Source organism: Micromonospora sp. WMMD980, from assembly GCF_029626035.1.
Taxonomy (GTDB): Bacteria; Actinomycetota; Actinomycetes; order Mycobacteriales; family Micromonosporaceae; genus Micromonospora.
The window spans coordinates 5,699,329-5,718,755 of record NZ_JARUBE010000003.1 but is presented as its reverse complement, the minus strand read 5'-3'; the positions used below and the strand labels follow the sequence as shown (position 1 = coordinate 5,718,755).

The window sequence follows — 19,427 nt, the reverse complement described above, 5'->3', positions numbered from 1 at the left end:
CGGACGCGATGGCAGGTCGGGGCATAGCGTAGCCTGGCAGATCCGGCAGGTCACGACAGCCCGTCAACCTTACTGCTGCTTGCGGGGCACCACGACGAGCCGGGCGATCCCCTGGTCACCGTCCTTGGTGCCGGCCACGCCGACCGTGGTGCCGACCTTCACGTCGGTCGCCTGGATGGTGGCGCGGCGCTCGACCACCCGCAGCTTCGCGTCGAACGTCCAGGTCATGGTGAAACCGTCGGTGGACTTGACGGTCATCGACTTCTCGTCGATCGCGGTGACCTGGCCGCGTTGGACCGCGACGGTCTTCGTCCCGTTCTCCTTGGTCTGCACCACGACCTCGCCGTGCAGCGTGTTCTTACGCAGCAGCACCCGGGCGCGGTGTCGCTTGCGCCAGTCCTGGGCCCGGTCGCCCTTGTGTTCGCCGGCCTGCTGGCCCGGCGTGCCGGAGGCGGACGGGGCGGGCGCGGCGACCGGGTCGACGTCCAGGTCGGTGGCGTCGACGCCGAGCGCGGCGAGGGCCTGCCCGTCCACGCCCATCGCGGCGGCCACCTCGACCGCGCTCTCCCTGGCCTGGTCCGCGCCGACCTGGGCCGCCCCGCACCCGCTGAGGCCGAGCGCCGCGGTGGCGAGCAGTGCGGTGACGCCGGTGACGATCCGCTGACGTGTCACGTGGGTTTCCTCTCGTCCGGTGGTGGGAGGAGCGTCCCGCACCGACGCGAGCGGACCGTCAGGCCGATGTTCGAGCCAGGTAAGGGTCTCCGGGCAGCCGGACGGTGAACGCCGCGCCGCCCTCCGGGGCGTGCCCGGCGACGATGTCCCCGCCCAGCCGGCGGACCAGGCCGGCGGCGAGCGCCAGCCCCAGCCCACTGCCCACCTTGCGCACCCCCCGGTACCGCTGGTGCAGCGCGCCCCGCTCGAACGCCACCGCCAGGTCGTCGTCGGTGAAGCCGGGACCGCCGTCGCGGACCTCCACCACCCCGCCGGCGGCCGGGCCCGCGCCGGCCGGCCGGACCGCGAGCACCACCGGCGCCCCCGGGGGTACGACCCGCAGCGCGTTCTCCAGCAGCCCGTCCACCACCTGTCGGATGCGCCCCGGATCGGTGTACGCCGGCACCGGCACGCCGGGCACCTCGACCCGGAACGGCACCCCGACCGCCGCGCACCGGTCCGACCAGGTGCGCTCGGCATCGGCGGCGAGCCGGGTCAGGTCCACCGGCCCCGGCTCCAGCGGGAAGTCGGCGGCCTCTAGGCGAGCCAGCGCCAGCAGGTCGCTGACCAGCCGGTCCAGGTGTTCCGCCTCGGCGAGCACGGTCCGGCCGGTCGCCGGGACCGCGTCCGCGTCGAGCACGCCGTCGGCGAGCGCCTCGGCGTAGCCGCGGATGGCGGTGAGCGGGGTACGCAGTTCGTGCGAGACCGAGAGCAGGAACTCGCGCTGCCGGCCCTCGCTGGTGGCCAGCGCGGCGGCCAGCCCGTTGAGCGCGTACGCCAGGTCGGCGACCTCGTCGGGCGGCTCGACCGGCACCCGGACCGCCCGGTCGCCGGCGCGCAGCCGGGCGGCGGCGTCCGCCGCGACCCGGATCGGCCGGGCCAGCCGGCGGGCGAGCAGCAGCCCGGCGGCCGCTCCGGCGGCGAGGCCGGCCAGCAGCGGCAGCCACAGCCCGCGCAGCACCTGCCGCCACGGTCCGGCGGTGACCTCCCGGGTGAGCACCACCCCGTCGCCGCCGGGCAGCGCCCGCGCCTCGACCAGCCGGCGTTGCCCGTCGACGAGGCGCCGGCCGGAGACGTTCCCGCCGGCGGCGACCCGGGCGACGAGCGGCGCGGGCAGCCCGCGCCTGTCGACCTGGCCGCCCCGGACCACGTACACGTCGATCTGTTGCTGGCGGAGCTGCCGGATGAGCCGGTCCCCGGCGTTGTCGCGCTGGCGTGCCGGCCGGACCCGCAGCACGTCGGCGGCGAGCCGGGCCTGGGCGGCCAGCGCTTCCTGGTCCCGCCGTTCCGCGCCGCGTACCGCCAGCGGCACCGCGACCAACGCGGTGACCAGCACCGACACCAGCGCCACCGCGCAGGTGACGAGCACCGCGCGGGCGGTCAGGGTGCGGCCGGGCCGGCGACGGGCGGGCGACGCGCCGGGGCCGACGATCGGCAGCGCCATCGTGGGCTGGTCAGGCATCGGCCGCGTACCCGACGCCACGGTGGGTGCGGATCACACCGGCCGGGCCGAGCTTGGCCCGGACCTGCGCCACGTGCACGTCGACGGTCCGGGTCCCGCCGTGCGCCGTGTAGCCCCAGACGGCGGCCAGCAGCTCTTCCCGGGTGAACACCCGGCCGGGGCGGGCCATCAGGTGGGCGAGCAGGTCGAACTCGGTGGAGGTGAGCTGCACCGGGACCCCGCCGGCGGTCACCGCCCGCCGGACCGGGTCCAGGGTGACCGCGCCGAGCACCCGTGGCTGCTCGACGGGCGTACCGGCGCTGCGGCGCAGCACCGCCCGCACCCGGGCGACCAGCTCACGCGGGCTGAACGGTTTGGTGACGTAGTCGTCGGCGCCCAACTCCAGGCCGACCACGCGGTCCACCTCGTCGTCGCGCGCGGTGAGGAAGATGACGGGCGTCCAGTCGTCCGCCGCGCGCAGCCGCCGGCAGATCTCGGTGCCGGCGAGGCCCGGCAGCGCGATGTCGAGCACGCAGGCCACCGGGCGCAGGCGCCGCGCCGCGGCCAGCCCGGCCGTGCCGTCCCGTTCCAGGTGTACGCCGAAACCGTCCCGGGTCAGATAGAGCCGGACCAGGTCGGCGATGGCCGGTTCGTCCTCGACCACGAGGACGAGCCCGCGTTGCGTGGCATCGGCGGTCACCGGCCCATGATGACCGACCGTCGGCGTCGAGGACGGTCCGGGCGATGTTCGGGTTCGGTAAGGAGGACGTCAGCGTGCCGGCGCCGGCCGGAACACGACGGGCCGGTCGACGGCCGGCGGGTCACCGATGGTGGCGACCAGCCGTTCCGTGGGCGTCCGCAGCCGGGTCCGGAAGGCGTGGTTCAGCAGGGCGTCGAGCTGCCACACCTGCTTGGGATGGTGGGCACGGATGAGGAACCGCTCGCGCACCCCGTCGATGGCGGTGGCCGCCAACTCCAGGCTGTGCGATCGCGGGTCGGGGCTCCAGGTGACGTTGCTCAGCTCGCGCAGCTCGGTGTTGAGGTGCAGGCGCAGCCGGTGCAGCACCCGGGTCTGCCGGGTCACCACCAGCCGGCGGTGGGTGAGCAGCATCAGGTATTCGCCGCCGACCGGGTGGTCCGGGCGGCTGCACCGGGTGACCAGGATGGTGGCGTCGCCGGAACCGACGCAGCGACGAAACACCGGCATGTGCCGGGTGGCGGTCTGGGTCGCCAGCCCGGTTTCGGCGGCGGCCGGAAGGAACGTTCGCGAGAACACGTCCATACCCGGTGCAACGAACGGCTGACCTGGGGTGATATGGGTCACCCCCGATTTTTGGAACTTCCATCCGTGCAAATCGCACCCACGGTGCGACGTCCGGCTCCGGTCAGAGCAGCTCGACGATCGTCGCGTTGGCCATGCCGCCGCCCTCGCACATGGTCTGGAGGCCGTAGCGGATGCCGTTGTCCCGCATGTGCTGGAGCATCGTCGTCATGATCCGCGCGCCGGACCCGCCGAGCGGGTGGCCGAGCGCGATCGCGCCGCCGCGCGGGTTGAGCCGCTCCGGGTCCGCCTCGGTCTCGGCCAGCCAGGCCAGCGGCACCGGGGCGAACGCCTCGTTCACCTCGTACACCCCGATCTCCTCGATGCCCAGCCCCGCGCGGCGCAGCGCCTTCGCGGTGGCCGGGATGGGCGCGGTGAGCATGGCGACCGGGTCGTCGGCGGCGACCACCGCGGTGTGTACCCGCGCCAGCGGGCGCAGGCCGTGCCGGCTGGCCCATTCGGCGGTGGTCACCGCCAGCGCGGCGGCGCCGTCGGAGATCTGCGACGCGGACCCGGCGGTGACCACGCCGTCGGCCCGGAACGGGGTGGCCAGCTCGCCCAGCTTCGCCAGCGACGTGTCCCGGCGGACGCCCTCGTCGGCGGCGAACTTGCCGCCGTCGGCGAGCACCACCGGGGCCAGTTCGGGGTCGAACGCGCCGGCGTCCTGCGCGGCGGCCGCCTTCTCGTGGCTGGCCAGCGCGAACTCGTCGAGCTGGGCGCGCGAGAAGCGCCAGCGCTCGGCGATCAGCTCCGCGCCGACGCCCTGGTTGAACGGCAGCGGCGAGTCCTCGGCGACGCCCTCGACCCCGCGGTAACGCTCCAGGATCGCCGCGCTGAACGGCATCCCGCCGACCACGCTGGAGCCCATCGGCACCCGGGTCATCGATTCGACGCCGCCGGCGACGACCAGATCGGCCTGCCCGGAGAGGACCGTCGCGGCGGCGAAGTGCAGCGCCTGCTGGCTCGACCCGCACTGCCGGTCGAGGGTGGTGCCGGGAACCGACTCGGGCCAGCCGGCGGCCAGCACGGCGTTGCGGGCCACGTTCCAGGACTGCTCGCCGACCTGCGACACGCAACCCCACACCACGTCGTCGACCTGGCCGGGGTCGATGCCGGTGCGCTCGGCCAGGGCCCGCAGCACGTGCGCCGACAGATCGACCGGGTGCACGCCGGAGAGGCTGCCCTTGCGCCGCCCGACCGGGGTCCGTACCGCACCGACGATGACCGCGTCACTCATGTCTACTCCCCGGTAACCTCGCTTCCCCCGATACTACGTGCTGACCCGACCGGCCGTCCTCCCCCGCGCCCCCGGTGGTCGCGGCCGGGCCGTCCGGTCGTCCTCCCCCGCGTCCCGGCGTTGGTGGCTGGCATGCTGGGCACATGGATCCACAGCCGTCACCGGCCCGGCAGTGGCGGGTGCCGCGGGCGCTGCCGCTGGTCAAGGCACTCGGCGCGCTCGCCGTGGCCGCCCTGGGCCCGCTCCTGGCCGCCGGCGACCCGGTCCGCCCGGCGCTCGCCGGGGCGGTCGCCGCCGCGCTGCTCGCCTGGGCGGTGCGCGACCTCGTCGCGCCGGTCCGGCTCGCCGTCGACCCGGAAGGGCTCACCGTGATCCGGGGCTACGCCGGCCGGCGCCGACTGCCCTGGGCGGCGGTGGAGGCGATCCGGCTGGACCGGCGCAGCCGCCGCGGCGTCACCGCCGAGACGTTGGAGATCGACACGGGCGAGTCGCTGCACCTGTTCGGCCGCCGCGACCTGGACGCGCCGCTGGACGAGGTGGCCGCCGCGCTCACCGCCGCCCGCTCCGCCGCGCGCTGACGGTCAGCCGGTCAGCGCGGCGGTGCGGACCAGCGTCATGCCGATCAGCGCGACCAGCACGAGCGCGCCGCCGGCCACCTGGAACGCGGTCCGCCGGGATCGCGGCGCGTACGCCAGGATCAGCGCCATCACCGCGCCGACCACCAGCCCGCCGAGGTGCCCGGCCACCGAGATGCTCGGCACGGTGAACGTGAAGATCAGGTTGATCACCAGGATCGGCACGATCGCCGAGGTGTCCCGGCCCAACCGACGCATGATCACGAAGATCGCGGCGAACAGGCCGAAGATGGCCGTCGACGCCCCTGCGGTGGACCGGTTCGGCGCGGTGAAGACGTAGGCCGCGACGTTGCCGCCGAGCCCGGCGATCAGATAGAGCGCGAGGAACCGCAGCGGCCCGAGCACCGCCTCCAGCGTCCGGCCGAGCACCCAGAGCGCCCACATGTTCAACAACAGGTGCAGCACGCCGAAGTGCAGGAACATCGCGGTGACCAACCGGTACCACTGGCCGTCGGCCACCCCGCCCAGGGTCTGGTCGGGCAGGATCGCCAGGCCGATCACGCCGCCCCAGTTGGTCAGCGGGGTCGACTGACCCATCAGGCCGCCGAGACCGCCGCCGGCGACCGCTGACCCGCTCCGGGCCGAGATGACGGAGAGCACCATCATCACCACGTTCAAGCCGATCAGGGCCTTCGTCACATAGCCCTCGCGGCCGGCGGCACCGCCACCGAAGGCGGTGCGCGCCGGCCGCACGCTGCGGCGTCCCTCGGCGACGCACTCCGGGCACTGGTGGCCGACGGAGGCGTCGCGCATGCACTCGGGGCAGATCGGCCGGTCACAGCGGGTGCACCGGAGATAGGTCTCCCGATCGGGGTGCCGGTAGCAGACCGGAGTGGTCGGCACCGGCCCCTCGGTCGCGTCGCCTGCCTGCCCGGAGCGCTCAGTCATGCGAGCAAAGGTACCCGCGAGACGCTCAGGACTGCTGCCGCTCGATCTCGACCCGCTCGATCACCACGTCCTGCAGCGGACGGTCGCTCGGCCCGGTGGGGGTGTTCGCGATCGAGTCGACCACCTTCACCGACTCCTCGTCGGCCACCTGGCCGAAGATGGTGTGCCGGTTGTTCAGGTGTGGCGTCGGCGACACGGTGATGAAGAACTGCGAGCCGTTCGTGCCCGGCCCGGCGTTCGCCATGGCGAGCAGGTACGGCCGGTCGAAGCGCAGCTCGGGGTGGAACTCGTCGGCGAACTTGTAGCCCGGGCCACCGCGCCCGGTGCCGGTCGGGTCGCCCATCTGAACCATGAAACCGCTGATCACACGGTGCGAGATGGTGCCGTCGTAGTACGGCCCGCTGCCCGGCTGACCGGTACGCGGGTCGATGTACTCCCGGTTGCCCTCGGCCAGCTCCACGAAGTTCCGGACGGTCTTCGGCGCGTGGTTTTCGAAGAGCTCCAGCCGGATCGGGCCGGCGTTGGTGTGCAAGGTGGCGTAGACAGCCTCGGCCACGGGTACTCCTCACTCGTTGGTCAGTTCCTTGCGGATCCTCCCATGTGCCCGATCTGGCCATGCGGAGGCATCCGAAGGTGGAGGATGACGAAGGAACAACTCCCAGGAGGTGGGAACGTGTTTGGAATCGGGCGGCGAAAGACCCAGGGCCAGCTCGCGAAGGTGGAGCTGAACCAGGGCATCGGTCACCTGAGGCAGGCCGCCTCGCACGCGGCGAAGGGTGCCGGCGCCACGGTCGGCCCGCGGGTCCAGGCAGCCCGGGTCGCGGTCGCACCCGCCGCCGTCCTGGTCCGGGACCGGGCTTCCAGCGGGATCGCGTCGAGCGCCGCCGCGCTCGCGCCGGTGCTCCTGGCCGTGCGCAACGCCCGGGCCGAGACCGCGGGCAAGGCGCTGACCGGCCGTAAGGCCGTGGCGGCGAAGCAGTCCGCGATGACGAAGAAGGCGAAGAACACGAAGGCCGGAAAGAAGAAGCAGCGCAGGTCGCGGGGCATGACCGCCGGCCTGCTGATCGCCGGCACGGTCGCCGGCCTGGCCGGGGCGATGGCCATGCGCCGCCGGCGCGAGCAGCCGGAGTGGGCCGAGTACGACCCGACCGGCACGCTCGCCCCGACCGGGCAGGACACGTTGGATCCGATGCGGGAGGACGTGGACACGATCGTGGTGGAGACCCCGGACGCGACCGCGAAGGTGACCCAGGCCGGCCCGACCGGCGCCGGCAGCTCGACCGTGGCCGACGGCAGCAGCGCGTCGACCACCGCGCCCGGCGCCGACCCGGTGATCCACCCGAACAGCCAGGTCCCCTCGGTCGCCGAGGGCGCGCGGGACGTCTCCGGTCGTCCGGCCGACGACATCACCAAGGCCGCGCAGAACGGCCGGAGCGCCGCCCGGGCCAGCGGTCGCCGCTGAGCCGGCCACGGCCGACGGAGCAGCGCCGGCGCGCGGGCACGTCCCGCGTGGCCGGCGCTTCCGTGTCCGCGCCGGCCGTGTCCCGGCCGGCGCCGGTCAGAGCCAGCCGTTGCGGCGGAACCAGCGGTAGAGCACGAACGACAGGGTCAGGTTCACCGCCCAGATGCCCGGATAGCCGTACGTCCACTTCAGCTCGGGCATGTTGTCGAAGTTCATGCCGTAGATGCCGGCGATCGCCGTCCACACCGCGCCGATCGCGGCCCACGCGGCGATCTTGCGCATGTCGTTGTTCTGGTCGACGGTGACCTGGGCCAGCCGGGCCTGGAGAATCGAGTTGAGCAGGTCGTCGTAGGAGTTGACCTGCTCGACCGTGCGGCTGAGGTGGTCCTGCACGTCCCGGAAGTAGCGCCGCACCTCCTGCGGCACCGCGCGGTTGGCCTGCGAGGTGAGGGTGAGCAGCGGTCGCTGCAACGGCGCCACCGCCCGCTTGAACTCGACCAGCTCCCGCTTCATCTGGTAGATCCGCTGGATCCGGCCACTGCTCTGGCGGTCGAAGACGTCCGCCTCCAGTACGTCGAGGTCGTCCTCCAGCCGGTCGGCGACCTCCAGGTAGAGGTCGACCACCCGGTCGGTGATCGCGTAGGCGACCGCCCACGGCCCGTGCCGCAGCAGATCCCGCTTCGCCTCCAGGTCGGCGCGCACCGGCGACAGCCGGCAGGCGTCGCCGTGCCGCACGCTGATCACGAAGTTCGGCCCGATGAAGAGCATCACCTGACCGGTCTCCACCACCTCGGAGTTCTCGGTCAGCTCGGCGTGCTCGCAGTAGCGGGCGGTGCGCAACACCAGGAAGGCGATCTCCCCGAAGTGCTCCAGCTTCGGCCGCTGCTCGGCCTTGACCGCGTCCTCCACGGCCAGCTCGTGCAGGCCGAACGTGGCGGCGATCTCGGTCATCTCGGTCAGGTCGGGCTCGTGCAGGCCGAGCCAGACGAAGCCGTCGCGCTCCCGGCGGGCGTCGGCGAGCGCCTCGGCGTACTGCGGGCGGCCGGGCCGGCGCTCGCCGTCGACGTAGAGCCCGCAGTCCACGATCCCGCTGCGACCGGAACGGGCCGGCTGCGGCGTTCGTGGGGAGCCGTCGGCGTTGAGGATGCGGGACATGGCGCGTACCGGGGCCGCCCAGGCGCGTGGCCTGACCGCCCGCTCGCCGTGCTGGCCGGCGTTTCGCTCGCGTGCCACCCGGTCCGTCATCTCTCGCCCCCTCTCCACGAAGCTGCGGGTTGCAGGCTACGCCGCCGGGGACCGGGACTGTCGATCACGTGTGGCGCCGGGCGGGCCGGCCGCGTCAGGGGGGTGAGGGGCGACACGGCCCACCCGGCACCCTTGGGGGCGGGAGTGATGCTGGACGCGTCGCCGAGCCGGCCGGGCGGCCGCCGGCAGAGACGAGCGACGCTCGCAGCATTGTGGGCCCGGGGCCGGCCCGGCGGGAGAGCCGGGCCGACCCCTGAGGCGTTTGTGTCGGAAATCCGACAGATTTTTCAGCCGCGAACCGCGCCCATCGCGTCGGCGAGCCGCCGCACGCCCTCGTCGATCCGGTCCGCCGTCACGGCGGAGTATGCCAACCGCAGCGCGTGCCGGCCGCCGTCGACCATGAAGTCGCTGCCCTTCACCACCGCGACGCCACGCTCGGCCGCGGCCGGCGCCAGCCGGTCCACCTCCACGTCCGCCGGCAGTTCCACCCAGAGGAAGTAACCGCCGTCCGGCTCCACGAACCGGGCCTCCGGGATGTGCCGACGCAGCGACTCGGCCAGCGCGCCGGCCCGCTCGCCGAGCGCGGTGCGGACCGTGTGAACCGACTGCTCGATCGCCCCCGAGACGCAGAACTGGTGCACGATCGCCTGCGCCACCATGCCCGGCGAGATGTAGAGGTTGGTGGCCTTCTTGGCGATCGCCGCGATCAGCTCCGCCGGGCCCACCAGGTAGCCGACCCGGACCCCCGGGCAGACCGTCTTGGTGAAGCTGGAGGCGTGCACCACGACGCCGCGGCCGTCCATCGACAGCATCGACGGCAGCGGCTCACCCCGGAAGCGGATGTCCGCGTACGGGTCGTCCTCGAAGATCGTGAACTCGTACTCGGCGGCCAGGTCCAGCAGCTCACGACGCTTCTCCAGGGAGAGCGTCACGCCGGCCGGGTTCTGATAGTTCGGGATCACGTGGGCCAGCCGCGGCCGGACCCCGGACTCCAGCAACTTGCGCAGCTCGGCGGCGTCCAGACCGTCCGGCTGGATCGTCACGCCGTGCACCTCGCCGCCCATCTGCTGGAGGTTGAGCAGCGTGCGGTCGTACGTCGGACGCTCGACGACCACCGCGTCGCCGCGGCGGACCAGGTGGTCGAAAAGGAACGCGTCGGCCTGCAACGAGCCGTTCGTGACCAGCACCTGGTCGGCCTCGACGCCGTGCTTCTCGGCGATCCACTTCCGCAAGGGCGGGTAGCCGACGGAGGTGCCGTACGCGGTGACCCCGGCGGGGTCGGCGTCGAAGGCGCGGACGGCGGCGGCCTTGAGCCCCTCGACATCGACGATGTCCAGCGAAGGAGCCCCACGGGCGAAGGAGATCAGCTGCTCGGCGGTCATGCGCAGAGCCTAGGGCCTGGCCCGGCGGGTCCGACCGGCATACACGCGAAGTTCAACATGCGGGCGGTCGTGGGTGTCCACCAGGGCCGGCGGAGCCGAGACCGGCTCGCGACTGTCTACGATCCGACCGGACGGTGGCACCGACCGGACCGGCCGCCGAAGGATGACGGGTCGGCAGACCCGCGAGACAGGGATGGGGCCTCGTGACCGAGGACGAGACGGGACGACTCGACGACCAGCGGTTCGCGCAGTGGCTGGCCACCGAGGCCGGGATCGCGCTCACCGCGCTGCGCGACCGGCAGGGCTTCGCCGACCCGAAGGCGCTCAAGGACGCCGGCGACCGCGCGTCGCACGAACTGATGACCGCGGCGCTGGCCCGCTGGCGCCCGGCCGACGCGGTGCTCTCCGAGGAGGAGGCCGACGCCCGCCGGGCCTGGGCCGACGGCGAGCGCGCACCCCGGCACGCGGCGGACCGGGTCTGGATCATCGATCCGCTCGACGGCACCCGCGAGTTCTCCGAGGCCGGGCGGGACGACTGGGCGGTGCACGTGGCGCTCTGGCAGCGCTCCGCCGCGCCGGACGGCGCGCTGGTGGCCGGCGCGGTCGGCATGCCGGCCCGCGCCACGGTGGACGGTGACCCGGTCGTCCTCGGCACCACCTGCCCGACGCCGAAGGCGACCGACGGGCCGATCCGCATCGCGGTGAGCCGCAGCCGTCCGCCGGCGTTCGTCGGCGAACTGGTCGAGCTGCTGGGCGCCCGGGCCGTGCCGATGGGCTCGGCCGGGGTCAAGGTCTGCGCGGTGGTGACCGGCGAGGTCGACGCGTACGTCCACGCGGGCGGCCAGTACGAGTGGGACAGCGCCGCGCCGGTGGCGGTCGCGCTGGGCGCGGGCATGCACGCGTCCCGGATCGACGGGTCGCCGCTGCGCTACAACCGGTCCGACCCGCGCCTGCCCGATCTGCTGGTCTGCCGCCCCGAGATCGCAGACCGGTTGCTCGACGCGATCTCGCGTACCGGGGTCGAGATGCCCGCTTCGGCCGTCACCGGTGAGCAGGGTGAGGCGTTCGGCTGAGAGTGACGGTACGTACGGCCACGGTGAACGAGGGATATTGTCGGGCGGGAATGCGCGTCCGACCTGAACCCACGACACGGGCCGCCGACAGCCAGGGAGGGCCATGCCGGCCGACCGAGACCCGCACGCCGCCTACGGGCAGCCGCCCGGCCTGTGGCCGGGGCAGGACATTTCGCACCAGTCGGACAGGGTCGCGCTGCCGTGGCCCGATGCCCGGGCCGCGCTCGCGCCACCGGCCCGGCTCGACGCCCACGGCGACCTGCCCTGGCCCGAACGCGGGGTGGCCGGTCACGAGCACCCCGACCAGAGCTGGCCGACGCACGACCAGTCCTGGTCCGGGCACGACCGGTCCGCATCCGGGCGCGACCAGCCCGGGTGGGGACACGACCAGTCCTGGTCCGGACCCGACGCGACCTCGCCGGTCGGCGCCGACCGGGCGACCGCCGGTTGGGGCCACGTGGCGGCGACCGCCACGCTGACCGGGCCGCCGCACCCGGACGCCCCGGTCGGGCCGCACGCCCGGCCGGCCGTCGGTGGCCCGGGGCAGCCGCCGCCACCGCCCGGCTCCCCCGCCCCGCCGCCCGGCCGGGCCCGTCGACGCTGGCGCATGATGACCGCGGCGGCCGTGGTGCTGGCCGTGGCCGGCGGCGGGGTCGCGGTGGCCGCGCTCCGGCCCGACGCCACCAACCCGCAGGCGGGCGAGGTGCCGACCACCGTCGGGCCGAAGCCGTCGGCCGGCCTCGGCGTCCCGGCCGGTCCCGGTGCCGCATCCCCGAAGGTCGCCCAGGGCGTCGGCGGCAAGCCCGCCGCGAAGCCGTCGGCGTCCGCCGGCGCGAACGCCAAGGGCTTCGCCGGCACCCGCCTGACGCTCCCCGGCGCGTCGATCGGGGTGCAGAGCGGGGAGACCTTCGGCCAGGCGCTGACCCGTTCCGACCAGACGTTCGGCAAGCTGCAGATGGCCCGGATCTTCTTCCCGGGCATGCCGCCGGCCTGGAAGGGCAGCCGCGCCGACGTGGTGGACCGCACCGTGGTGGTGTCCTTCAAGGCCTCACCCCAGGAGATCAACTCCGGCCGGCACGACGCCCGCCTGGCTTCCTGGTTCGCCTCGATCCCGCGCGACCACAACGTCTACTGGTCCTATTTCCACGAGCCGGAGGACGACGTCGAGCGCGGCGCGTTCACCACGGACGCGTACCGGGCGGCGTGGAAGCGGGTCGCCGGCCTGGCGGCCCGGGCCGACAACGCCAAGCTGATCAACACGCTGATACTAATGTGCTGGACGTTGGACTCGAAGTCCGGGCGCAGCTTCGACGCGTTCTACCCCGGCGGCGACGTGATCGAGGCGCTCGGCTGGGACTGCTACAACTGGGGCAAGAAATGGAAGCGGTACGCGTCGCCCCAGGAGATCTACGGCCCGATTATCAACAAGTCGAAGGCGCTGGGCAAGCCGTGGGGCGTCGCCGAGACCGGCAGTGACCTGGTGCCCGGGGACTCCGGCGCCGGCCGGGCCACCTGGATCCGCGCCATGACCAGCTATCTGAACGGTCAGCGGCCGGAGTTCGTGGCCTACTACAACCAGACGGTCAGCCAGGGCGACTTCCGGCTGCTCGACCGACCGAGCATCCAGGCCTGGAAGTCGTTCTGCGTGGCCTGACCTGACGAGAGTGAAGCGGCGGGCGGGCGGCCCCAGGTCGCCCGCCCGCCGCCGTCTCAGATGCCCCGGCCGCGCTTGTGCAGCGTGCGCAGCACCCGGTCGGCCTGCACCGCCCGGCTCGCCACGGCCAGCGCCAGATAGGCGCGCGGCTCCTTCGGGTTGCGGGCCAGCGTGCGCCGGGCCCAGCGGACCGCGTCCCGCCGGTTACCCATCGCCGCCTGCGCGAAGGCGATCTGACCGGCCACCCGCGCCTCGCCGTGCGGCACGGTGGCGAACTCGGGATAGCGGCGCAGCAGCCACTGCAACGCGGTCGAGATGGTCTCCCAGCGCTGCGCGAAGTAGGACCGCTTGTGCCAGCGGACCAGCACGTACGGGCTCTCCACGTTGACCAGCGGGGCGTACCGGGCGGCCCGGAGCAGGAACTCGTAGTCCTCCGCGTAGCTGCCCGGGATCTGCTCGTCGACCAGGCCGATCGCGTCGAGCAGCGCGGCCCGCCGGATCAGGAACGTGGACGGGTGCAGCTCGGTGAGCCGGTCGCGGAGCAGCGCCTCCAGCGAGATCCGGGCCCGGTCCAGCGAACGGTCCACCGTGCGGTCGTCGTAGCTGACCCGGATGCCGCAGCTCACCAACGCGCCGTCCGGGTGCGCGTCGAGCGCGCCGAACTGGGCGGCCAGCTTGCCGGGCAGCCACTCGTCGTCGTCGTCGCAGAACGCCACCCAGTCGCCGGTGGCCGCCTCGATGCCGGTGTTGCGGGCGCCGGCCAGCCCGGCGGTGCGGGTGTTCGCGATGACCCGGACCCGCCGGTCGCCCCGATCCGCCTCCAGCGACCGGTCCGGCTCGGACTGGTCGTAGACCACGATCGCCTCGATTAGCCCGGGATGCGCCTGGCTGAGGATCGCGTCGAGCGCCGCGCGCAGCAGCTCCGGTCGGTCCCGCGTCGGTACGACGACCGAGATGCTCGGCCCACTCATGCTCTCTCCACGGACTCGTCGGATGCCCGCTGGCCCAGGTAGCCGTAGCGGACTCGGAGCGGCAGCGTGGCCAGGCCGACCACGGCCCGGCTGCGGCGCGGCAGGCGGTCCCGCCACGCCTCGTCCCGTCGGATCGTCAGCGGGCCGCCGCTGAACCGCAGCGGGTTGCCCGCGACGCTGTGCGCGCGGGACGGCGCGGCCGGCTCGGCCGAGGTGTCGGACTCGCCGCCGGCCAGGATGCGCAGCGCCGCCGGATCGTCCGGCAGGCCGCTGAACTCCCGGAGTCGACGTACGGTGCCGGCCGGGTCGGCGGTGAAGTCCTCGTAGCGCAACCGGAGCACCTTCGCCCGCGCGGCGAGCAGGTGGAACGCGGCGTTCTGCGCGGTCCACAGCTTGCTCACCTCGAACGGCGAGAACGTCGGCATGAAGTCCTCGCCGTCCACCACCTCGGGCCGGCGCACCTGCTTGCCCCAGGAGTAGGCCACCGCCCGGCTGTCCCGGACCAGGTGCAGCACCCGCAGGTCGAGGTCGTCGGCCCAGCTCAGCGCGAAGGCGAGGGAGGCGTGCTTGCTGGAGTCGACCACCACCCGCGCGCCGCTCACCGCGAGTGCGGCGCGATAGATCCGGGTGTAGAGGTCGGCGTAGCGGCGCACGTCGGCGAGTTGCTCCGGGGGGAGCGAGTTCTTCGCCAGCCGGGGGATGTGCCGGGTCCGGTCGACCCGGTCCTTGAGCGCCAGGACGTCGTCCCGGTCGACCGCGGACCAGCCGCCGAAGGCCCGGTCGCCGACCTGCCGCCAGAACGGGCAGGCGGTGAACCGCTCGCCGCAGCCGCACCGCTCGTCGGCGCCCAGCGCCCGTTCCCAGAGGTGCACCACCTCACCGACCGCGCACACGTCCCGGCTCTGCGCCAGCAGCAGTTCCAGCAGCGTGGAGCCGCTGCGGCCGAGGCCGCCGACGAACAGGATCCGGGGCTGGGACGACTCCGGCGCGCTCATCCGCACCGCCCGCCGGCCCGCTGGCCGACCCGCCGGGCCACCAGGTCGTCGATCACCGCGCCGACCCGCGCGACCGCCTCGGCGCGCGGATCCGGCCGCCCGGGGTCGACGGTCAGGACGAAGCGGCCCGGCTCGGCCAACCCTTCGTCGAGCGTGGCGAGCAACTCGGCCTCGGACTCGCAGAGCCGCACCATGCCGGCCGCACCCAGTCGCCGGGAGAACAGCTGCTGGTGGTTGTCGACGTGCTCGTCGTGGGCCGGGTCGCGGGGCACCACGATCGGCAGGTGGCCGGTGCGTCGGGCCTCGGTGATGGTGGCCGGGCCGCCGTGGCTGACCACGAGCGTGGCCTCGGCCATCGCGCGTTGCAGCTCCTCGTGGCCGAGGAACGGGGTGGCGTCGGGCAGCGCCGGTGGGCGGCTGTGGCCGTACTGGAGGACGAGTCGCACCTCGGGCCGGGCGGCGTGCCAGCGCTCCAGCCAGCCGACCAGGCGGTCGAAGCGGTGCACGTCGGTGCCGACCACGACCAGCACGAACGGCGCCGACCGCCGGTCTCGCTGCTGGGGGATGTGCGCCATCAGAGGAGGTTTCCCACGACGGTCGCCTCCGGGTACATCCGGCGCTGCTCCTCCCACTGCACGAGCATCGCGGAGAGGAAGGGCCGGCAGAGCCGGGCGGTCAGCGTCGCGCTGTCGATCCGGTCGTACACCTCGATGTAGACCGTCGGGATCCGACGCAGCCGGGCCGCCACCACGAACGGCAGGGCGACCCCGGCGCCGGTGGTGACCACCGCGTCCACCCGGCGCCGGCGGATCACCGTCAGCGCGAGGAACGCGTTGCGGACCAGGTTCTTGACGTTGCGGGTGGTGGGGTGGTGGGCCCAGACCACGTCCTCCCCGTCGAGCAACGAGCGGGCATCTGGTGTGTCGAAGGTGACCCAGGCCCGGCGCCGATCCCGGTACCAGGGTTCCAGCGCCAGCAGTTGGGCCAGATGGCCGCCGCTGGAGCCGACCAGCAGGACCTGTCCCGCGCCGTCGGTTGACCCGCTCACCACAACGTTTCCTCCCGTACGCGTCGGACCGCGTCCGGTTTACGTGAAAGACCCTCGGACGCGCCCTGACAACCTACTGGCGCGCCCCTGGACAACTGAAGGGGCCGTTGGACGGATCCCGGGCCGCCGGTCGGGTCACCTCGGGAATCCCGCCGCCGGGATCCGGCGGACGATGCGAGCCGGCAGGTCAGGCGCGATGGCACCGGGATGGTGGGCGGGCCCACCATTGCGCGACGGGATGTGTCAGGATGCCGTCACCGCTCCGCACGAGAACCGGCGACGACGTCGGCTCCCCGGGGGCAGGTCGGGCCCGCTGCCGGGAACCCCGCCGAATGGCCAGCACCGATCGGCCATCTCTACGCGGGCTGCCCACACCTGGGCAGGCTTACCGGAACGTGAGCAGACTTTCCCTCAACGTTCGGATCGGGGACACTCGAAGTCACGGTCAGTTCCAGCTGTGCCGTGGGACTGCCCGGCTCGGTCGAAAGGGAGCGACAGACTCTGATGCCCTCACCCCATTTGGCCGAGAACGACGCCGACGGTCTTGCCCTGATGGCCTATCTGGGCTGGTTGCGCCGCCGCTGGTGGATCCTGCTGCTCGCCGCGGTCCTCGGTTTGGCCGGCGGCCTGGCGGTGAGCCAGCTCCAGGAGGCGCGCTACACCTCGACCACCTCACTGCTGGTGCGCCCGCTCGGCTCCGGCCCGGAGAACAACCCGAACGCCAAGGTCAACCTCGACACCGAGGCGCAGGTGGTCCGGTCACTCGTGGTGGCGGAGCGGGCCAAGGGCCTGATGAAGGTCACCACCGGCGGCGACGAGCTGGTCAAGTCCGTGGCCGTCAACGTCCCGCCGAACAGCCAGATCCTCCAGGTCGCCTATGAGGCGACCAGCCCGGCCCAGGCGCAGGCGGGTTCGCACGCCTTCGCGCAGGCCTACCTCGACCTGCGCAAGGCCACCGCGCAGAAGGCGCTGGAGAACGAGACCACCGCGCTCAAGCAGCAGATCGCCGACCTGAACAAGCAGCTCAGCTCCGTGGCCGGGCGGATCGCGGCGGCCCCGGCCAACTCCCCCGAGCGGGAGCGCGCCGAGGCCGACCGCAACGTGCTGACCAACCAGCTCAACGGGTTGAACAACCGGCTCAGCCCGCTGGTCTCGGCCGACTCCGATCCCGGTGAGATCATCTCCGATGCCCGGCTGCCCGAGCGGCCCAGCTCACCGAACCGCACGCTCAACCTGGCCAGCGGCATGGGCGCGGGTCTGCTGCTCGGCATCGTGCTGGCGCTGGTGCTGGACCGGCTCGACACGCGGATCCGGCGCGGCCGCGACATCTCCGACCGGGTCGGCCTGCCGTTGCTGCTGGAGCTGGCGACCCGCCCGCCGTCGCTCTCCGTCCTGCCCGCCACCCACCGCATCTCCCGCGAGCTGGGCCGGCTGCGCAACGTCTTGCTCTCCGCCGTCCCCGAGTCGAACCAGGCCGGCCGCGGCCGGCAACTCCTGCTCTGCGACGGCTCGGCGGGCACCGCCGCCGGGTTCGTCGCCGCCAACCTGGCCGCCGCGTACGCCCGCACCGGCGCACAGGTCGCGCTGATCACCACCAAGCCGGACTCGACGCTGAGCAGCATCACCGGCGTCACCGAGGGTCGGCACAGCCTCGCCTCGGTGCTCCGTCGCGACGTGCCGGCGCTCAAGGCGCTGGCCCCGGTGCCCGGCCTCGGCCAGCTCCGGGTGCTCGTCCCCGGCGAGCTGGACGCGGAGGTGGAGCTGCCGGTCGCCGGCCTGCTGGAGATCCTGCAGGAGCTGACCGCGCGCTTCGACCACGTGCTGATCGAGACCGGCCAGCCGACCCACGCCGTGGAGGCCCAGGCGCTGGGCCGGTACGTCGACGCGGTGATCGTGGTGGCCGAGGCCGGCAAGACCCGCAGCGGTGAGATCACCGCCGCTCTCCAACAGTTCGAGCAGGTCAACGCGCCGGTGCTCGGTGCCGTGCTGGCCCCGCGCCTGCCCGCACCGACCGGAGCCGCCACCCGCCCGGTCGGCCCGGCCGCACCGACCGGCTCGACGACGCCGGCCGGCCAGGCCAACCGGCCCAAGCCCCGACCCAGCCCCGGCCCGTCCGCCGAGTCCACCATGGTGCTGCCGCGCATGCAGTCGTCCCGTTCCGGCCCGGCGAAGCAGCCGCCGCCCCCCGTCAAGGGCGCGGTGCCGGGCAAGGGCGCGGTCCCCGGCGAGGGCGCGGCCCCGGGCAAGCCGCTCCCGGTCAACGGCACCGGTGGCACCTACCGGTCCCGAGGTGACGGCGGCGAGGGCCGCAGCTACGCCATCGACTCGGGCGAGGACCTGGGGTGAACCGCCGGCAGATGCTCCGCGCCGCCCTCGCTCCAGCCGTCGTCCTCGGCGTCGGCACGGGGTGCAGCGAGCCGCAGCCCAAGCCGGGCAGCGCCGACGTGGTGGACCCGGGAGACGTCACCCCGACGTCGGCCTCGCCCAGCCCGACCTCGACCCTGCCGACGGCCCCGCTGACCGGAGGGCCGGTCGGCACCCCGGCAGCCGCGACCCGCCAGGCGGTCGCGGTGCCGATGCGGGTGAGCCCCGCCACCACCCCGGCTGGCCTCGACGCCGCCGACCTGGTCTACGCCGAGTTCGCCGAGTCGGACACGCTGCACCTGACCGCGGTGTTCCACTCCCGGGACGCCGCCAAGATCGGCCCGGTCGCCGAGATCCGGCCGGTCGACATCCGCTCGGTCGCGGTGCTGAAGCCGTTCGTCGGCTACAACGGCGGCCCGACCGGCTTCCTCAGCCAGTTCGAGAACTCCAAGCTCGGCGGCGTCACCCCGGACGACGGGGGCAAGGTCTTCAGCAGTGGCTACACCTCCACGGCCGCGCTGTTCAAGGCCGCGCCGAAGGGCGGTCAGCCGCCCACCCCGGCGCTGGACCACGCCACCGACGGCGACGCGCTGGTCGCCCGTGACCTGATCCCGGCCGCCGAGCTGTCGATCGCGGTCTCCGGCGGGCCACCGATGGTCTGGCGGTACGACAAGCAGAAGGCGCACTGGGCGGGCAAGGTCGGCACCGCGACGGTGACCGCGGCCTCGGTGATCGTGCTGACCATGGAATACCGCACGCTGGAGGTCCGGAAGCCGTCCTACCGCTCGCTGCCGTCGGCCAACGTCTTCGGCGAGGGCGCGGTGCTAGCGGTGTCCGGCCCGACCAGCGCGAAGGGTCGATGGCGCAAGCTTGGCCTGGGCATGGTCTGCACCATCGCCGACCTCGGCGGTGACCTGCTGCAACCGGCGCCCGGCAACGCGTGGGTGATCTACGTGCCGACCACCGCCAAGGTCACCGTGAAATGAGCCTTGTCACCCCG

At 73.7% G+C, this 19,427-nt stretch carries 19 protein-coding genes; 6 read left to right on the top strand and 13 right to left on the bottom strand.

The genetic code is table 11. The features are described 5' to 3' along the window. Nucleotides 1–69 precede the first annotated feature (69 nt). The 5 genes from O7618_RS26995 to O7618_RS26975 form a co-directional block, all read right to left on the bottom strand. Nucleotides 70–672 carry a hypothetical protein gene (locus tag O7618_RS26995; protein WP_278108953.1) on the bottom strand — a complete coding sequence of 201 codons (603 nt, stop codon included), beginning with the start codon at nt 670–672 and terminating at the stop codon, nt 70–72. Between the two features lie 58 nt (nt 673–730). Further along, complete coding sequence (locus O7618_RS26990; RefSeq protein WP_278108952.1) at nt 731–2,173, bottom strand: HAMP domain-containing sensor histidine kinase; 1,443 nt, start codon at nt 2,171–2,173, stop codon at nt 731–733. Continuing rightward, on the bottom strand, nt 2,166–2,852 hold the full coding sequence (locus O7618_RS26985; RefSeq protein WP_278108951.1) for a response regulator transcription factor: 687 nt from the start codon (nt 2,850–2,852) through the stop codon (nt 2,166–2,168). The genes O7618_RS26990 and O7618_RS26985 overlap by 8 nt, the downstream gene beginning before the upstream one ends. A 69-nt stretch (nt 2,853–2,921) precedes the next feature. Continuing rightward, nucleotides 2,922–3,434 carry a hypothetical protein gene (locus tag O7618_RS26980; protein ID WP_278108950.1) on the bottom strand — a complete coding sequence of 171 codons (513 nt, stop codon included), beginning with the start codon at nt 3,432–3,434 and terminating at the stop codon, nt 2,922–2,924. A 103-nt stretch (nt 3,435–3,537) separates the two neighbouring features. Continuing rightward, entirely contained in the window at nt 3,538–4,710 is a 1,173-nt protein-coding gene (locus tag O7618_RS26975) for an acetyl-CoA C-acyltransferase (RefSeq protein ID WP_278108948.1), read from the bottom strand. Between the two features lie 143 nt (nt 4,711–4,853). On the opposite strand from O7618_RS26975, the gene O7618_RS26970 reads away from it, so the two are divergent. After that, entirely contained in the window at nt 4,854–5,288 is a 435-nt protein-coding gene (locus O7618_RS26970; protein WP_278108947.1) for a PH domain-containing protein, read from the top strand. 3 nt (nt 5,289–5,291) lie between these two features. Here O7618_RS26970 and O7618_RS26965 read toward each other — a convergent pair whose 3' ends face one another. Together O7618_RS26965 and O7618_RS26960 are read right to left on the bottom strand one after the other, a co-directional pair. After that, the gene (locus O7618_RS26965; protein WP_278108945.1) at nt 5,292–6,233 is read right to left on the bottom strand and encodes a rhomboid family intramembrane serine protease; all 942 of its coding nucleotides are present in this window, start codon (nt 6,231–6,233) and stop codon (nt 5,292–5,294) included. 25 nt (nt 6,234–6,258) lie between these two features. Next, the gene (locus O7618_RS26960) at nt 6,259–6,789 is read right to left on the bottom strand and encodes a peptidylprolyl isomerase (RefSeq protein ID WP_278108944.1); all 531 of its coding nucleotides are present in this window, start codon (nt 6,787–6,789) and stop codon (nt 6,259–6,261) included. Nucleotides 6,790–6,873: 84 nt separating this feature from the next. On the opposite strand from O7618_RS26960, the gene O7618_RS26955 reads away from it, so the two are divergent. Then, nucleotides 6,874–7,695: a hypothetical protein gene (locus O7618_RS26955; RefSeq protein ID WP_278108943.1), complete on the top strand. Its 822-nt coding sequence runs from the start codon at nt 6,874–6,876 to the stop codon at nt 7,693–7,695. A gap of 96 nt (nt 7,696–7,791) precedes the next feature. On the opposite strand, the gene corA is transcribed toward O7618_RS26955, so the two are convergent. Both corA and O7618_RS26945 read right to left on the bottom strand, forming a co-directional pair. Then, entirely contained in the window at nt 7,792–8,940 is a 1,149-nt protein-coding gene (gene corA / locus O7618_RS26950; RefSeq protein WP_278108942.1) for a magnesium/cobalt transporter CorA, read from the bottom strand. 287 nt (nt 8,941–9,227) lie between these two features. Then, nucleotides 9,228–10,322 (bottom strand): PLP-dependent aminotransferase family protein, encoded by a 1,095-nt coding sequence (locus tag O7618_RS26945; protein WP_278108941.1) that lies wholly within the window; start codon nt 10,320–10,322, stop codon nt 9,228–9,230. A gap of 203 nt (nt 10,323–10,525) precedes the next feature. Here O7618_RS26945 and O7618_RS26940 point away from each other — a divergent pair, with 203 nt between their 5' ends. Further along, a complete protein-coding gene (locus O7618_RS26940) occupies nt 10,526–11,395 on the top strand; it encodes a 3'(2'),5'-bisphosphate nucleotidase CysQ (protein ID WP_278108940.1) in 870 nt (289 codons plus the stop codon). Nucleotides 11,396–11,498: 103 nt separating this feature from the next. Then, nucleotides 11,499–13,049, top strand: a complete 1,551-nt coding sequence (locus O7618_RS26935) for a hypothetical protein (protein ID WP_278108939.1) — start codon at nt 11,499–11,501, stop codon at nt 13,047–13,049. Nucleotides 13,050–13,105: 56 nt separating this feature from the next. On the opposite strand, the gene O7618_RS26930 is transcribed toward O7618_RS26935, so the two are convergent. The 4 genes from O7618_RS26930 to O7618_RS26915 are packed head-to-tail and all read right to left on the bottom strand — an operon-like array spanning nt 13,106 to nt 16,066. After that, a complete protein-coding gene (locus tag O7618_RS26930) occupies nt 13,106–14,020 on the bottom strand; it encodes a glycosyltransferase family 2 protein (protein ID WP_278108938.1) in 915 nt (304 codons plus the stop codon). Then, nucleotides 14,017–15,015 carry a sulfotransferase gene (locus tag O7618_RS26925; protein WP_278108937.1) on the bottom strand — a complete coding sequence of 333 codons (999 nt, stop codon included), beginning with the start codon at nt 15,013–15,015 and terminating at the stop codon, nt 14,017–14,019. The genes O7618_RS26930 and O7618_RS26925 overlap by 4 nt, the downstream gene beginning before the upstream one ends. Next, entirely contained in the window at nt 15,012–15,590 is a 579-nt protein-coding gene (locus tag O7618_RS26920; RefSeq protein ID WP_278108936.1) for a glycosyltransferase, read from the bottom strand. The genes O7618_RS26925 and O7618_RS26920 overlap by 4 nt, the downstream gene beginning before the upstream one ends. Beyond that, nucleotides 15,590–16,066: a UDP-N-acetylglucosamine--LPS N-acetylglucosamine transferase gene (locus tag O7618_RS26915; protein WP_278108935.1), complete on the bottom strand. Its 477-nt coding sequence runs from the start codon at nt 16,064–16,066 to the stop codon at nt 15,590–15,592. Before O7618_RS26915 ends, O7618_RS26920 begins: the two co-directional genes overlap by 1 nt. Before the next feature lie 501 nt (nt 16,067–16,567). Here O7618_RS26915 and O7618_RS26910 point away from each other — a divergent pair. Together O7618_RS26910 and O7618_RS26905 are read left to right on the top strand one after the other, a co-directional pair. Next, nucleotides 16,568–18,409 (top strand): Wzz/FepE/Etk N-terminal domain-containing protein, encoded by a 1,842-nt coding sequence (locus O7618_RS26910; protein ID WP_278108934.1) that lies wholly within the window; start codon nt 16,568–16,570, stop codon nt 18,407–18,409. After that, on the top strand, nt 18,406–19,413 hold the full coding sequence (locus O7618_RS26905; protein ID WP_278108933.1) for a DUF3048 domain-containing protein: 1,008 nt from the start codon (nt 18,406–18,408) through the stop codon (nt 19,411–19,413). The genes O7618_RS26910 and O7618_RS26905 overlap by 4 nt, the downstream gene beginning before the upstream one ends. Nucleotides 19,414–19,427: the final 14 nt, after the last annotated feature.